We start from the raw sequence: 14,322 nt of genomic DNA, 5'->3' as shown, positions 1-14,322 counted from the left end.
CTGCGTGTGCAGCGGCGCGGCGGCCCCCCGGAGGAGGCCGCCGCGCCGGGCAGCCGCTACTGGACTCGGACGCGCGCGGACGTCAGGGGGTGACGGTCCCGCCGAGCTCCGTGGTGATGCTGGTGAAGAGGGTGTTCAGCTGACCGCCGAGGGCGGTGACGGCGACGATGATCACGACGGCGATCAGACCGACCATCAGGCCGTACTCGACGGCGGTGGCGCCCTTCTCCTCCTTCTTGAGCCGGTCGGAGGCGACGGAGGCGAGCGTGAACAGGGTCGTGTAGAGCTGGGTCACGAGGTGCTCCTCTGGTGGTCGTGCCGACTGGAGCGGGTCGGCTGACCCGTCCTCGCGGCTGCACCGAGACCATCGAGTTCCGGAGCGGCGAACTTGAGCAACACCCCTCGTCCGGAGTACCGATGCAAGCCATCCGGGGTGGATCGCCGGAGACCGTCACGCAGCGTTGCGGTCCCCGCTGCCCGTGGCTGCGTCAGGAGAAGGGGAGTGCGATTGCCACAGCTGCCCCGAGCAGCATGGCCGGTCCGAACGGCAGGGCGCTGGCGCGCCGGACCCGGCCGGCGGCGAGCAGGACGAGGCGGCAGAGCGCCGGCGGCGAGCGCGGGGAAGCACGATCCGGTCGGGCAGCAGCCGGTGCTGCACGTCCACCACGGCCAGCAGCACGGCGACGACGGCGAGCAGCAGGAAGGCAGGCAGCGCCGCCGTCGGCCCGACGCGCAGCGCGGTCAGGCCGGTGCACACCGCAACAGCAAGGCACCGCCGGTGACCGCGGTCAGCACGGGGTCACCGGACAGGCGCACGGCGGCCACCCTGACACGCCGCCACTCCTGCACCCGGCAGGCCGGGAGCCCGCGCGTCCGGTCGGCTCACCGACTCCGGCTCAGTGCCCGGTCGGTCGGGGCGCCTCCGGCACACCTGGACCGAGCAGCCGCTCGATGATGCGGCGGTCACCCGGCCAGGCATCCAGCAGCACGCCCCGGGGCACCCGGCGGGCGGCGTAGCGCAGCGCCAGGGCGACCACCACGACGTCGTCCAGTGGCCCGATCACCGGCAGGAACTCCGGGATCAGGTCGATCGGCGAGAGCACCCACAGCCCGGCCAGCAGCAGCGCCACCTTCGCCCGGCGAGGGACCGCCGGGTGCCGGCGCAGCCGGCGGAGAGCGGTGCCGCACGCGGGGAGGAACCGGGCCAGCTCGCGGGCCGTGCCCGGGGGGAGGGTGCGCGCCAGCAGCACGAGCACCGCCCAGCTGAGCAGGACGACGGCCACGGCGATGCCCACCCAGGTCAGCCAGCGCGTCACCCGGGAAGTCTCCCAGCCCCACCGCCCGACCGGGGGACCCGACCGCGGGGGTGCCCACGGGGACGGAGACGGCTGGTGTGCCCTGTGGGGCGGCCGTGAGACGACACGGTGCTGCAACCTGCCGGGATCGGCTGGACGGTCTGCCTACCGTCCGTCCATGCGCCCGAACCGACTTCCCCCGGTCCCCCAGCCCACCGCCCGCCTCCAGCAGCTGACGCTGATCGCCGCGGCCCGGGTGAGCGCCTGCCGGACGACGTCCAGCCAGCAGATCACCGACATCGTGCGGGTCACCGTCGACGACGAGGTGGACACCACCACGTTCCGCGCGATCGTCGCCGAGGTCGGCGGTACCGCCGGGCGCTGAGGCGACGGACGAGTCGACCTGTACGCCGGGTTCTGTCCCCGGGCGCCTCGCGGCGTCCCGATGAGCGGCCATCCATCTAGGCCTGCCGTTGCCGACAGGCTCGAGCGGTCCACCCGCAGGCTCGGGCGGGCAGCCCTCGAACGCCTGCGCAGGACGGCGGCGGACCGCCGTCCCTTTTCGACCTTGCTCCGGGTGGGGTTTACCGAGCCACACCGGTCACCCGGTGTGCGGTGGTCTCTTACACCGCCGTTTCACCCTTACCAGTGCACGCACTGGCGGTCTGTTCTCTGTGGCACTGTCCCGCGGGTCACCCCGGGTCGCTGTTGACGACCACCCTGCCCTGTGGAGCCCGGACGTTCCTCGGCGGCAGGGTCTCCCCCACCGACGCGACCGCCCAGCCGACTCGTCCGTCGTGCCGGCAGCCTACCCCGGCGGTTCAGCCCCAGTAGAGGCGGAAGCCGACCTGCCGGCCGCCGTCCTCGGTCAGGGTCGCCATGTCGACCTGGCGGCGGGCCTGCTCCTCGACCGGGTCGTCGGACAGCGCCTCGAGGTAGCGGCGGTGCTCGACGAGGGAGGCGACGGCGGTCTCGACGCCGTCGCTGACGCCGACCACGTGCGGCGGCGGGTACCCGACCGCGTGCACGGCGACGTACTGCACGCCCGACCACGGTGTCTCGGTCAGGTCGGGGAAGATCCACTCGTTGCCCGCGTCGGCGACGGCGTCGAGCAGCGACCGGGTCAGCGCGCGGTGGTCGGCGGAGTTCAGAGCGCCGGGGGTGACCTCCGGCGGGGTCCAGGTGTCCCCGCCGTGCATGACCACGACCAGATCGGGCCGGTGTCGGCGCAGCGCCCCGGCGAGGTCCCGGCGCAGCTGCAGGTCGGCGACGAGGACGCCGTCGGAGTGGTCGAGGAACTCCACCTCCGAGACGCCGACGACGGCAGCCGACCGGCGCTCCTCCTCCTCGCGCAGCGGACCGGCCTCGGCCGGGGACAGCCCGGCGATGCCCGCCTCGCCGCGGGTGGCCAGCAGGTAGTGCACCTCCTTGCCCGCCGCCGTCCACACCGCGACCGCGGCCGCGGGGCCGTACTCGATGTCGTCGGGGTGCGCGGCGACGACGAGTGCGCGCTGCCAGTCGTCGGGGAACGGGGCGGGAGCGGAGGCCATGCCCGGAGTCTGCCCGCTCAGCGCGCCGGGGCCGGCTCCGGCGCCGCGGCCCGCGGTCCGCCCTGGCTCGGCGCCGCGGCGCGGACCAGCCACAGCACCAGCAGCCCCCCGACGATCCCGGCGCCGCCACTGACCAGGAAGACCTCGCGCAGCCCGCTGGCGTAGGCGCTGCCCAGCAGGTCGGCGAGCCCGGCCCGGTCCGCGGCGGGCGCTGCGTCGACGAGCTGCCCGGTCTGCCCGGCGGTGAGCGCCGCGGCGGTGGCCTCGGGGTCGGCCGCGTCGCCGTCCCGGAGCACGCTTGCGGCCTGGGCGGTGAAGACGCTGCCCAGCACCGCCACGCCGAGGGCGAACCCGAGCTGCCGGGCGGTGTTCACCGCACCCGAGGCCATCCCGCTGCGCTCGCGGGGCACCGCGGCCAGCGCGGCCGACGCCAGCGTCGGGTTGGCCACCCCGACCCCGATGCCGAGCACGGCCAGCCCCGGGACCAGGACCCGCCACGAGGAGTCGGCCTGGATGGAGGCCAACAGCAGTGCGGCGACGCCGATGACGATCAGCCCACCGCCGACGACGAACCGCGGGGGCAGCGTCTGGAGGTACCGCCCGGCGAAGGCGGCGACGGTGAAGCTGAACGCCGACAGCGGGATGAACACCAGCCCGCCCTGCAGCGGCGAGAGCCCCAGCACCGACTGCAGCCACAGCGAGATGTAGAGGTTGTGCGCGAACGCCGCCCCGTTCAGCAGCAGCGCACCGAGCATGATCCCGGTGAAGGAGCGGTTGGCGAACAGCCGGACGTCGAGCATCGGCGCCCGGCGGCTGCGCTCGACGCGCACCCAGGCGGCCAGCACCAGGACGCCGGCGGCCAGCGGGCCCCAGGCGACCGGGGCACCCCACCCGTCGGCGGCGGCCCGGACGAGGCCGAAGACGATCCCGCCGGCGCCGAGGGTGAACAGCACGATGCCCGGGACGTCGGGACGCGGGGCGCCCGGCTGGCGCGCTTCCTCCACGGCGATGAGGGTCAGCACGACGCCGAACACGCTGATCGGCAGGTTGACGTAGAAGATCCAGCGCCAGTCCAGCTCGGTCAGCGCGCCGCCCAGGATCGGGCCCATGGCCGCGGCGGCACCGACCACGGCCCCCCAGACGCCGAAGGCCGTCCCGCGGTCACGCCCCTCGTAGCTGGTGTTGATCAGCGCGATGGTGGTGGCGAGCATGGCCGCCGCCCCGATGCCCTGCACCGCCCGCGCCCCGATCAGCAGCTCCGCCCCCGGGGCGAGCCCACAGGCCAGCGACGCCAGCGCGAACAGGCCCAGACCGATCAGGTAGAGCCGGCGCCGGCCGTACAGGTCGGCCAGCGAACCGGCGCCCAGCACGAGGGCGGCCAGCGCCAGGGCGTAGACGTCGACGACCCACTGCAGCTGGCTGAAGCTGGTGTCCAGGTCGGTGGCCATGTCGGGCAGGGCGACGTTCACGATCGTGACGTCGATGAGGAGCATGAACGTGCCGGTGCAGATCGCGACCAGCGGCAGCCACTTGCGCATGGTCCCACTGTGCAACGGTCCACCGACGGGACCCACGCCAGGAGCCCGCCGGTGACGGGATCCTCCATCCACAGGTCCGTGGTGCAGGATGGCGACCGTGCTCGACGCCGTGGACCGCCAGATCGTGCACGCCATGCAGGTCGACGGCCGGGCGCCGTTCAGCCGCATCGGCGCCGTCCTGGGCGTCTCCGAGCAGACCGTGGCCCGCCGGTGGCGACGGCTGCGGGCCGATGGCGTGGTCCGGGTGCTCGGGCTGACCACCCCGGAGGCCAGCGAGCCCAGCTGGCACATCCGGATGCGGGTGCAGCCGGCCGCCGCGGGCGCCGTCGCCGACGCCCTGGCCCGCCGTCCCGACGTCTCATGGGTGAGCCTGACCGCCGGCGGCGCCGAGATCACCTGCTCCACCCGGCCCCGCACGACCCGCCAGCGCGACGCCCTGCTGCTGGACCGGCTGCCCCGCACCGTCCAGGTCATCGACCTGGCCGCGTTCTCGGTGCTGCACTCCTACGTCGGCGGCGCGTACGAGTGGACGGACTTCGACGACCCGCTCAGCGAGGAGCAGATCGCCGCGCTCGGCTCCGACTCGGCCCGGGCCACCCCGACCCCCGTCGCCCTCGACCCGGAGGACGAGCTGCTGTTGGCCGCGCTGGCCACCGACGGCCGGCTCAGCTACGCCGAGCTCGCCGGGGTCACCGGCTGGTCGGAGAGCCGGGTGGCCCGGCGGGTGGAGGCCCTGCGATCGGCCGGCGCCCTCTACTTCGACCTGGAGATCGCCACCGAGCTGCTCGGGCACCCGGTCAGCGCGCTGCTGTGGCTCGGTGTCGCCCCGAAGGACCTCGCGCACGTCGGCGAGTCCCTGGCCCGGGCACCGGAGACCGGGTTCACCGCGGTCGTCACCGGCCCGGCGAACCTGATGGTGGCGGTGACCTGCCGGGACACCGCCCACCTCTACCGGTTCCTCACCGACCGGGTCGGCGCGCTGCCGGTGCGCACCCTGGAGACCTCCACGGTGCTGCGCCGGGTCAAGCAGGCCGGCAGCCTGATGGACGGGCCGCGGCTGACCGACCCCGAGCCGCCGCCGGTCCGCGGCCGCTGAAGGGGCCCCCACCAGCTCGGGTCGGACCACGAGCCGTTCCGGAGTCCGCTCAGCGGCGGCCGCGGGCGACCTTCAGCGCGGCGGTGAGCATCGGGATCTGGAAGGGGATCCGTGCCACCGCGAGGGCCAGCTTCCCCGGCTGGCGCCGGAACGCGCGCACCGTCTGCGCGTGTGCGGGCAGGACGCCGACCAGCAGCCCGACCGCCGCCCAGCCCCCGGCCCGCCGCGTGGCCGGCACGGCCAGCAACCCGGCGGTGACCAGCTCGACCACCCCGCTGCCGAGCACCCACGGCCGCGGCGCGCCCAGCTCCGGCGGGATCATCCAGTCGTAGGCCTGCGGGCGGACCAGGTGGAAGACCCCGGTCGCGGTCATCCCCGCCGCCATGCCCAGTGCGCGCACGTCGTCCCTCATGGGCCGGACAGTAGGCTCCGCGGCCGTGTCCCCTGTCGACCTGCTCATCGCCGCAGGGGTCGCCCTCCTGGCCGGCGGCATCAACTCGATCGCCGGCGGCGGGTCGCTGATCCTCTTCCCCGTGCTGGTCGGCCTGGGGCTGGGGACGGTCGCGGCCAACGTCACCAACTCGGTGGCCCAGTGGCCCGGGTACATCGGCGGGGTGCTCGGCTTCCGCAAGGAGTACGGCGGCCAGCGGGCCCGGATGATCCGGTTCTCGGTGGTCGCGGTGCTGGGCGGCACGACCGGGTCGGTGTTGCTGCTGACCACGCCGTCCGAGGCCTTCGACACCGTCGTCCCGCTGCTGGTGTTCCTCGCCAGCATCCTGCTGGCCTTCCAGACGATGATCACCAAGCGGCTCAAGAAGCAGGAGGACGGCGTCGCCCACGCCGACCCGGCCTGGCTGTACGTGGCGCTGTTCCTGGCCACCGTCTACGGCGGCTACTTCGGCGGTGCGCTGGGCGTGATCCTGGTCGGCGTCCTCGGGCTGGGGCTGGGTCGGCTCAAGCTGGCCAACGCGATGAAGAGCGCGATCTCGCTGGTCACCGCGTCGGTCACCGTCGTCGTGTTCGGCATCTGGGGCCCGGTGGAGTGGGCCTACGTCGCCGTCTGCGCACCGGCCGCCCTGCTCGGCGGGTTCCTCGGGGCGAAGGTGGCGACCCGCATCCCGACCACCCCGCTGCGCGTGCTCATCGTGGTGTTCGGCATCGCCGTGTCGATCTACCTGTTCCTCCGCGGCTGAGCACCGGGCCCCTGTCGATCATCGGCGAACGGCTGCTCGACACGCCGAGGCGGGCCACCGTTCGTCGATGATCAACTGCGGGTGGGGCTCACTCGCCGCCGCGGCCGGGCTCGCCAATCGCGATCATCGCCTCGACCGCGCGGCGGGCGCGGGCGGCGGTGTCCGGGTCGACGTCGATCGCGCCCTCGCCGGTGCGCAGCGTGTGCAGCAGCTTGGCCGGGGTGATCATCTTCATGTAGCGGCAGGCCGCCCGGGCGTTCATCGGGATGAACTCGGTCTTCGAGTTCAGCGCGCGCAGTTGGTGCAGGATGCCGATCTCCGTGGCCACCAGCACCTGGCCCGCCGTGGTCGCGGCGGCAGCGTCGGCCATGCCCCCGGTCGACAGCACCCGGGTGCGGTCGGCCGGCAGGTCGCCGTGGCTGACCAGGTCCAGCACCGAGGTCGTGCACCCGCACTCGGGGTGCACCAGGATCTCCGCGTCGGGGTGCGCGGCGATCTGCGACCGGACGTCGGCCGGGCTGATCCCGGCGTGCACGTGGCACTCCCCCGCCCAGATCGAGATGTTCTCCCGGCCGGTGACCCGCTTGACGTGGGCGCCGAGGAACTGGTCCGGGCAGAACAGGATCTCCTGGTCCGCCGGGATCGAGCGCACGACGTCGGCGGCGTTGGACGACGTGCAGCAGATGTCGGTCTCGGCCTTCACCGCGGCCGTGGTGTTGACGTAGCTGACCACGACGGCGCCGGGGTGATCGGCCTTCCACTCGCGCAACTGCTCGGCGGTGATGCTGTCGGCGAGTGAGCAGCCGGCGGCGTGGTCGGGCAGCAGCACGGTCTTGTCCGGCGACAGGATCTTCGCCGTCTCGGCCATGAAGTGGACGCCGCAGAAGACGATCTCGCGGGCGTCGGTCTCGGCGGCGACCCGGGAGAGGTACAGCGAGTCGCCGGTGAAGTGGGCGACGTCCTGGATCTCGGGCACCTGGTAGTTGTGCGCCAGGACGACGGCGCCGCGCTCGTCGGCCAGCCGGCGGATCTCCGCCGCCCACGTCTCGTACTCGGTGGCGGACATGGTGCGGTCATCGGCGGCGACGGTCGCGGTCACAGAACTCCTCAGCAGGCCGGGCTTCGGTACTCCTTGGTCCAACAGCCGGGGACGCCCCCGGCTTCCCCGGGCGGTCAGCCGAGGTGGGAGGTGTCGTTGACCAGCCGCACCGAGGTGCGGCCGTCGGAGGACCAGGTGACCGTCGACAGCGACGCGGCCTCCAGGAACACCCGGTGCACGACGTCCTCGCCCACGCCGAGCCCGGCGGCCAAGAGCAGCTTGATCGGCATCATGTGGCTGACCAGCAGCACGGTCTCCCCGGCGTGCCGGTCCAGGATGCGGCCGCGGGCCCGGGCCACGCGGGTGGCGACGTCGGCCACCGACTCCCCGCCGGGCGGACGGACGTCGGTCGCCCCCGACCAGCGCCGGAACGCCAGCGGGCTCTTCGCCTGGGCCTCCGCCGCGGTGAGCCCCTCCCAGGCGCCGAAGTCCAGCTCGCGCAGGTCGGTGTCGACCTCGACCGGGACGCCGAGCACCTGCGCGGCCGCCTCGGCGGTCTGCCGGGTGCGCTGCAGCGGGGAGCTGACGATCACGTCGATGCCCCGCCCGGCCAGGTGCCGGGCCGCGGCCTCGGCGTCCGCGCGCCCGAGCTCGGACAGCGGCAGGTCGCTGCTGCCACTGAACCGACGCTCCGGGGTGTGCTCGGTGCGCCCGTGCCGCAGCAGGTGGGTCACGGTCACGACGACGGGGGCGGGCTCCGTGGTCGGCTGGGTGTCGTCCTCGACCACCACGGGTTCGGTGGCCAGGTCGCGGCGCACCGGATTGCCGTCCATCGCGCTGTTGGCCAGCGCGTCGGCGGCGCTGTTCTGCGCCCGGGGGATCCAGGTGTAGCGCACCGAGCCGAGCTGCCGGGCGATGTCCCGGGCCTGCAGGGCGAGCTTCTTCATGTCCGGGTGCTTGATCTGCCAGCGGCCGGACATCTGCTCCACGACGAGCTTGGAGTCCATCCGCACCTCGACGCTCGAGCTGGGGTCGAGGTCGAGGGCGGCCTGCAGCCCGGCGACGAGACCGCCGTACTCGGCGACGTTGTTGGTGGCCCGGCCGACGGACTCGGCCCGCTCGGCGAGCAGCCGGCCGGTCTCGGCGTCCTTCACCAGCGCGCCGTACCCGGCGGGCCCGGGGTTGCCCCGCGACCCGCCGTCGGCCTCGACGATGAGCCGCCTCACTGCTCGACTCCGGTCTCGGTCCGCTCCTCGGTCGCTGGCGCTCCCTGCGATGCTCCCGACACCTTCGTCTTCGGACGCCTCACAGCCCGGACTCGGCGGTGCGCACCAGGACCCGGTTGCAGTTCTCGCAGCGCAGCACGGTGTGCGGGTCGGCGTTGCGGTAGGAGGCCAGCTCGGTCCCGTAGAACTCGATCCGGCAGCCCTGGCAGCGACGGGCCTTCAGCTCGGCGGCGCCGGTGCTGCCGGTCTGCGTGGCGACCCGGTCGTAGACCTTGAGCAGGTCGGCCGGGATGGTGCCCGCGATCTCGTCGCGCTTGGCCCGGTGCTGGCCGGTGGCCTCGGCGATGTCGGCGAGAGCGGCGTCCCGCCGCTGCTCGGCCTGCTCCTGGTCGGCCTGTGCCCCGGCCAGGCCGCCCTGCGCCGTGGCGAGGGCGGTGTCGGCGGCCTCGCGGCGCTCCATCAGCTCGAGCACCTGGTCCTCCAGGTCGGCCTGCCGGCGCTTCAGCGACTCCAGCTCGTGCTGCAGGCCGGTGATCTCCTTGGGGGTGGCACCGCCGGAGTCCATCCGCGACTGGTCGCGGGCAGCCCGCTGCCGGACGGTGTCGACGTCGCCCTCCAGCCGCTTCTGCTCGCGGTCGAGGTCCCGCACCTCGGTCTCGGCCCGGACGACGTCGTCGACGAGGGCCCGTTGCGCCTCCTGGGCGGCGTCGACGGCGGCGAGCTCGGGAAGGGTGCGCTTGCGGTGGGCGAGTTGCGCGAGGGCGACGTCCTCCGCAGCGAGGGCCAGCAGCTTCTGCTGGTCGAAGTGGTCAGCCTGCACGGGGCCAACCTACCCGCGCCGCCGGGGCCGCCGGACCACCCGGCCCGGCCCCCTCCACAACGGCTCGGCCCGGTGCGCTCAGCGGCGGAGGCGGCCGTCGACGCGGAACGTCCACGGGTCGGTGCGCCGGCCGGAGACGGTGACCTGCACCTGCCCGCCCAGGTCCCGGTGCAGCAGGTCGGCGGCGACCGGCAGCCACGGCCACTCGGACGCGTAGTGCGCCACGTCGCAGAGGGCCGGACCGGGGACCTCGGCCGCGTCGACCGCCGGGTGGTGCTTGACGTCGCTGGTCAGGAGGACGTCGGCGCCGGCCGCCGCAGCCGCGGCCAGCAGTGAGCCGCCGCTGCCGCCGCAGACGGCGACGGTGCGCACCAGCCGCTCGGGGTCACCGGCGACCCGGACGCCCCCGGGCGTGGTGGGCAGCGCCATCGCCACCTGCTCGGCGAACTGTCCGAGGCTGATCCCCTCCCGGAGCACCCCGACCCGGCCGAGCCCCGCCCCGGGGGCGGCCGCCGGCTCCAGCGGCACCGCATCGACCAGCCCCACGGCCGCGGCCAGCGCGTCGCTGACGCCGTGGCCGGCGGCCCGGTCGGCGTTGGTGTGCGCGACGAACAGCCCGATGCCGGCGCGCACCAGCCGGTGCACCACGCGACCCTTGGGGTCGTCGGCCGGCACGCCGTGCACCGGGGTGAGCAGCAGCGGGTGGTGGGTGACCAGCAGGTCGGCGCCGGCGGCGATGGCCTCGTCGACCACGGCGGAGGTCGGGTCGACGGCGAAGAGCACCGAACGGACCTGCTCCGCCGGGTCGCCGCAGACCAGCCCGACGGCGTCCCACGGCTCGGCCAGCGCCGGGTCGTAGCGGGCCTCCAGCGCGGCGATCACCGCACCGAGGGAACGGCCGGAGCCGCTCTGCTCGGCCGCCGGACCGCTCATCGCCTACCTCGCACCGCGGTTGCCACGGGGAGGGACTGTAGGACAGCACCCTCCGTGGCGTGGGCACCGCTGCGCCGTCAGGTGACCACTCGCACCATCGCTACCCGCGGCCCGTGCCGGTCCAGTCCGAGCTCGGTCTCCCGGCGGCGCAACGCCTGCAGCCCGGGGGTCAGCTCGGTGGTCACCGACCAGCCGTGCCGGGCGTAGAACGGGGCGTTCCACGGGACGTCGGCGTAGGTGAGCAGCGTGACCCGGTCGGCGCCGGACTGCCGGGCCGCGTCCAGGGACGCCGCCAGCAGCGCGGTGCCGATCCCCCGCCGGCCGTGCGCCGGGTGCACCGACAGCTGCTCGAGGTGGACGGCGCCGTCCACCAGCTCCAGGACGGCGAACCCGGCGACCGGGCGGCCGGCGACCAGCACCCGCCAGGCCCGGGCGCGCTCCCCGGCGGTCGCGGGCAGCGGGAGGTCGGTGATGCCCAGCGGGACGAACAGCTCGTCAGCGGCGGCCTCCACGGCCGGGAGCTGCTGCAGGTCCTCCTCGTCGGCCACCCGCACCGGCGGTCCACCTGTCGACATGTCGGCACCCTGACACGTCGACGGATCGACGTGTCGACCGCGGCGGCCCTGCTCGTCGGACCCCGAGTGCGCAGAACTGGTCGACGACACGCGCGGACTCGCCGGCGCGGGCAGCACCAACTGCTCACTCGGCGGACGCCTGCACGTTCTGGTCGTGGACGCGGGGGTCTGTCAGCCTGCCGGACATGGAAACCGGGGCGGTCATCACGGCGACGTCAGGGCAGGCGCCCGCCGAGCAGGTCTCTCGGCGATCGGTGGTCGTCCTGGCCGCCGCCCTGCTGCTGCCCGTGCTGGCCTACACCCTGACCGTGCTCGTGCCCTTCGCGACCAGCGACCTGGACGAGCTGCCGCTCCCCGAGCTCGCCGCCGGGGCGCTCGCCCCGGGGTGGCCGCACAGCGGAGCGCTGGACCTCGCCGGGGTCGCCGCACTGGTGCTGGTTCTGCTGGGGGCCCTGCTGTCACTCGGCGGCGCAGCGCTGCAGCTGCTCGCCCTGCTGCCCGCCGACCGGCGCACCCTCACCCCCTGGGTCGCGGCGGCGCTCGCGCTGGTCGCCGTCGGCAGCGTGGCCACCCTGTACTGGTTCCTCTCGCCGTTGGGCAGCGCGCTGACCAGCTGGCAGCTGGACTGAGTCCCAGCTCGTCCTCAGCAGGCCGGTGGACATCGACCAGGTGAACGATCGACGGCCTGCTGGTCCAGATGGGCCGGACCTGTCAGCCTTCCCGGCATGAGCGCCGTGGCACAGGGGACGGTCAGCGCCCCGCCCCGACCGGTGGGTCGTCGCCGGGTCGCCCTGCTCGCCGGGTCGACCGTGCTCGCGGTGGCGCCCTACCTGGCCGGCATCCTGGTGCCCTACTACGTCAACGACCTCGACGTCCTGCCGCTGGCCGAGGTGTCCAGTGGCGCGTACGACCCCAAGGACCTCTGGCCGCAGGGCCCACTCGCCGGCCTCACCCAGCTCGCCGGCCTGCTCGCCATCAGTCTGACGCCGCTCGGCCTGCTGGCCGTGCTCACCGCCGCACTGACCGGCCTGGCCCCGCGCCGTCGGCGGAGCGCCCCGGTGGTGACGGCCGGTCTGGCGCTGGTGGCCCTGAGCTGCCTCGCCGCACTGGCGTTCTACTTCTCCCCGATGGGCGCGGCGCTCATGTCGTGGCGGCTGGACTGAGGACGGACCCCTCTGCCCCGGGCCGTGCTGCTCAGTCCATCAGCGGGTCGGCGTCCTCGTCGGCGGTGTAGGCGGCCCACAGTGCGGCGTAGGCGCCGCCGGCGGCCAGCAGCTCGGCGTGCGGGCCCACCTCGACGACCCGCCCGCCGTCGAGCACCGCCACCCGGTCGGCGCGGGCCGCGGTGGTGAGCCGGTGCGCCACGACCAGCGTGGTCCGCCGCCGGGCGACGACGTCGGCCGCCCGGGTGACCGCCGCCTCGGTGGCCAGGTCCAGTGACGCCGTCGCCTCGTCCAGCAGCAGGACGTCGGGGTCGACCAGCTGGGCCCGGGCCAGCGCCAGCAGCTGCCGCTGCCCGGCCGACAGCGACCGCCCGCGCTCCCCCACCCGCGTCCGGTAGCCCTGCGGCAGCCCGGCGACCATCTCGTGCGCGCCCACCGCGCGAGCCGCGGCCTCCACCTCCGCGTCCGAGGCGTCCGGCCGGCCGTAGGCGACCGCGTCGCGCACCGTGCCGGCGAACAGGAACGCCTCCTGCGGGACGACGCCGAGTCGGGCCCGGTACTGCAGCAGGTCCAGCGAGCGCAGGTCGGCGCCGTCGACGCAGACCGCCCCGGACGTCGGGTCGTAGAAGCGGGCGACCAGCTTCACCACCGTCGACTTGCCCGCCCCCGTCTCGCCCACCAGCGCCAGGGTCTCCCCCGGCGCCACGGTCAGCGAGACGTCGCGCAGCGCCGGGGCCGGGGCGCCGCGGTAGCTGAACGTGACGTCGACCAGCCGCACCTCCCCCCGCAGCCGGCCCACCGGCGCCGGGTCGGCCGCGGCCGGGGTGGAGGTCGGCGTCCGCAGCAGGTCGCGCAGCCGGCGAAGCCCCACCGCGGCCTGCTGGTAGCTGTCGAACACCTGGGACAGCTGCTGCACCGGGGAGAAGAACGTGTTCACGTACAGCACGAAGGCCAGCAGGACGCCGGCGGTGATGTCGCCGGCAGCCAGCCGTGCGGCGCCCACCGCCAGCACCGCGGCGGCGGCCACCTCGGAGAGGAACTCGACGAACGGGAAGTAGGTGGCGATGTACCGCTGGGCCCGCAGCCGCACGTCGCGGTAGGCCTGCGCGTACCCGCGGAAGGTGGCGGTCGAGTGCTTGGCCCGGTCGAAGGCCTGGGTCACCCGGATGCCGGCGACGTCCTCCTGCAACCGGGCGTTGACCGCGCTGACCCGCTCCCGGGCCTCGGTGTAGGCCGGCACCGACCGGGACCGGAACCACACGGTGGTGACCGCCAGCACCGGCAGCGACGCGACGAGCACCAGTGCCAGCACCACGTCGTAGAGGAACACCACGACCAGCACCCCGACCAGGGTCAGCACGCTGATCACCGCCGTGGTCAGCCCGGTCTGCAGGAACGCCGACAGTGCGTCGACGTCGGTGGTCATCCGGGTCATGATCCGGCCGCCGAGCTCGCGCTCGTAGTAGTCCAGCCCGAGCCGCTGGAGCTGGGCGAAGGTCTTCACCCGCAGCGTGTAGAGCAGCCGCTCGCCGGTGCGCCCGGTGAGCCACGCCGCGCCCCGTCCCACGAGCAGACCGGCGCCGACGACGAGCAGGGCGATGCCGGCGACCGCGAACAGCAGGGACGTCGACCCGGCGGTGATCCCGTCGTCGACGCCCTCGCGCACCAGCGCCGGGATCGCCAGCTGCGCCGCGGTGTCCAGTGCCACCAGGACCAGCGCGCCGGCCAGCGGCCACCGGAACGGGCGGATCAGCCGCCACAGCGAGAACTCCCGGTCGCCGGCGCGGGCGCGGTCGGCCGGCACCTCGGGGTCGTCGACGGTCGGGGGCAGCCGGGCGACCAGCCGGCGCAGCACCGGCGTGGGCGCCGCCGCCGCCATCGCCGAGCCCCGCCC

The 14,322-nt window shown here is 74.6% G+C and carries 16 protein-coding genes and 1 other RNA gene; 5 read left to right on the top strand and 12 right to left on the bottom strand.

Annotated features, from left to right (window positions below):
* Positions 1-82: 82 nt before the first annotated feature.
* Together IN07_RS07415 and IN07_RS26930 are read right to left on the bottom strand one after the other, a co-directional pair.
* Complete coding sequence (locus IN07_RS07415) at positions 83-295, bottom strand: Flp family type IVb pilin (RefSeq protein ID WP_036334787.1); 213 nt, start codon at positions 293-295, stop codon at positions 83-85.
* 601 nt (positions 296-896) lie between these two features.
* A complete protein-coding gene (locus tag IN07_RS26930) occupies positions 897-1,316 on the bottom strand; it encodes a YkvA family protein (RefSeq protein ID WP_036334785.1) in 420 nt (139 codons plus the stop codon).
* 157 nt (positions 1,317-1,473) lie between these two features.
* On the opposite strand from IN07_RS26930, the gene IN07_RS07400 reads away from it, so the two are divergent.
* On the top strand, positions 1,474-1,680 hold the full coding sequence (locus tag IN07_RS07400; protein ID WP_036334783.1) for a hypothetical protein: 207 nt from the start codon (positions 1,474-1,476) through the stop codon (positions 1,678-1,680).
* A gap of 5 nt (positions 1,681-1,685) precedes the next feature.
* On the opposite strand, the gene rnpB is transcribed toward IN07_RS07400, so the two are convergent.
* The 3 genes from rnpB to IN07_RS07390 all read right to left on the bottom strand — a co-directional run bounded on the left by rnpB (position 1,686) and on the right by IN07_RS07390 (position 4,383).
* An RNA gene (rnpB, locus tag IN07_RS23875) (RNase P RNA component class A) lies at positions 1,686-2,086 on the bottom strand.
* Between the two features lie 30 nt (positions 2,087-2,116).
* The gene (locus IN07_RS07395; RefSeq protein ID WP_036334899.1) at positions 2,117-2,845 is read right to left on the bottom strand and encodes a PIG-L deacetylase family protein; all 729 of its coding nucleotides are present in this window, start codon (positions 2,843-2,845) and stop codon (positions 2,117-2,119) included.
* A gap of 17 nt (positions 2,846-2,862) precedes the next feature.
* Positions 2,863-4,383, bottom strand: a complete 1,521-nt coding sequence (locus IN07_RS07390) for an MFS transporter (RefSeq protein ID WP_036334781.1) — start codon at positions 4,381-4,383, stop codon at positions 2,863-2,865.
* Between the two features lie 88 nt (positions 4,384-4,471).
* On the opposite strand from IN07_RS07390, the gene IN07_RS07385 reads away from it, so the two are divergent.
* Positions 4,472-5,479: an Lrp/AsnC family transcriptional regulator gene (locus IN07_RS07385; RefSeq protein ID WP_036334779.1), complete on the top strand. Its 1,008-nt coding sequence runs from the start codon at positions 4,472-4,474 to the stop codon at positions 5,477-5,479.
* Between the two features lie 49 nt (positions 5,480-5,528).
* Here the strand turns inward: IN07_RS07385 and IN07_RS07380 are convergent, their stop codons facing one another.
* Complete coding sequence (locus tag IN07_RS07380; RefSeq protein WP_231558039.1) at positions 5,529-5,891, bottom strand: DoxX family protein; 363 nt, start codon at positions 5,889-5,891, stop codon at positions 5,529-5,531.
* A gap of 25 nt (positions 5,892-5,916) precedes the next feature.
* Here IN07_RS07380 and IN07_RS07375 point away from each other — a divergent pair, with 25 nt between their 5' ends.
* The gene (locus IN07_RS07375) at positions 5,917-6,672 is read left to right on the top strand and encodes a sulfite exporter TauE/SafE family protein (protein ID WP_036334776.1); all 756 of its coding nucleotides are present in this window, start codon (positions 5,917-5,919) and stop codon (positions 6,670-6,672) included.
* A gap of 88 nt (positions 6,673-6,760) precedes the next feature.
* Here the strand turns inward: IN07_RS07375 and nadA are convergent, their stop codons facing one another.
* From nadA to IN07_RS07350, 5 genes are all read right to left on the bottom strand, one after another.
* Complete coding sequence (gene nadA / locus IN07_RS07370) at positions 6,761-7,771, bottom strand: quinolinate synthase NadA (RefSeq protein WP_081975258.1); 1,011 nt, start codon at positions 7,769-7,771, stop codon at positions 6,761-6,763.
* A 74-nt stretch (positions 7,772-7,845) separates the two neighbouring features.
* A complete protein-coding gene (locus IN07_RS07365) occupies positions 7,846-8,937 on the bottom strand; it encodes a bifunctional RNase H/acid phosphatase (RefSeq protein WP_036334775.1) in 1,092 nt (363 codons plus the stop codon).
* Between the two features lie 79 nt (positions 8,938-9,016).
* Entirely contained in the window at positions 9,017-9,757 is a 741-nt protein-coding gene (locus tag IN07_RS07360) for a zinc ribbon domain-containing protein (RefSeq protein ID WP_036334773.1), read from the bottom strand.
* 78 nt (positions 9,758-9,835) lie between these two features.
* Entirely contained in the window at positions 9,836-10,690 is an 855-nt protein-coding gene (locus tag IN07_RS07355) for a Nif3-like dinuclear metal center hexameric protein (protein ID WP_052091000.1), read from the bottom strand.
* A 77-nt stretch (positions 10,691-10,767) separates the two neighbouring features.
* Positions 10,768-11,265 (bottom strand): GNAT family N-acetyltransferase, encoded by a 498-nt coding sequence (locus tag IN07_RS07350; RefSeq protein ID WP_036334771.1) that lies wholly within the window; start codon positions 11,263-11,265, stop codon positions 10,768-10,770.
* A 185-nt stretch (positions 11,266-11,450) separates the two neighbouring features.
* Here IN07_RS07350 and IN07_RS07345 point away from each other — a divergent pair, with 185 nt between their 5' ends.
* Both IN07_RS07345 and IN07_RS07340 read left to right on the top strand, forming a co-directional pair.
* Complete coding sequence (locus IN07_RS07345; RefSeq protein ID WP_156119075.1) at positions 11,451-11,894, top strand: hypothetical protein; 444 nt, start codon at positions 11,451-11,453, stop codon at positions 11,892-11,894.
* A 96-nt stretch (positions 11,895-11,990) separates the two neighbouring features.
* Complete coding sequence (locus IN07_RS07340) at positions 11,991-12,428, top strand: hypothetical protein (protein ID WP_156119074.1); 438 nt, start codon at positions 11,991-11,993, stop codon at positions 12,426-12,428.
* A gap of 31 nt (positions 12,429-12,459) precedes the next feature.
* Here the strand turns inward: IN07_RS07340 and IN07_RS07335 are convergent.
* The coding region (locus IN07_RS07335) for an ABC transporter ATP-binding protein (protein WP_036334894.1) at positions 12,460-14,322 on the bottom strand (1,863 nt) is incomplete at its 5' end.

It is taken from the genome of Modestobacter caceresii, assembly GCF_000761485.1.
Classification (GTDB): Bacteria; Actinomycetota; Actinomycetes; order Mycobacteriales; family Geodermatophilaceae; genus Modestobacter; species Modestobacter caceresii.
This window is presented reverse-complemented; position numbering and strand designations above follow the sequence as displayed.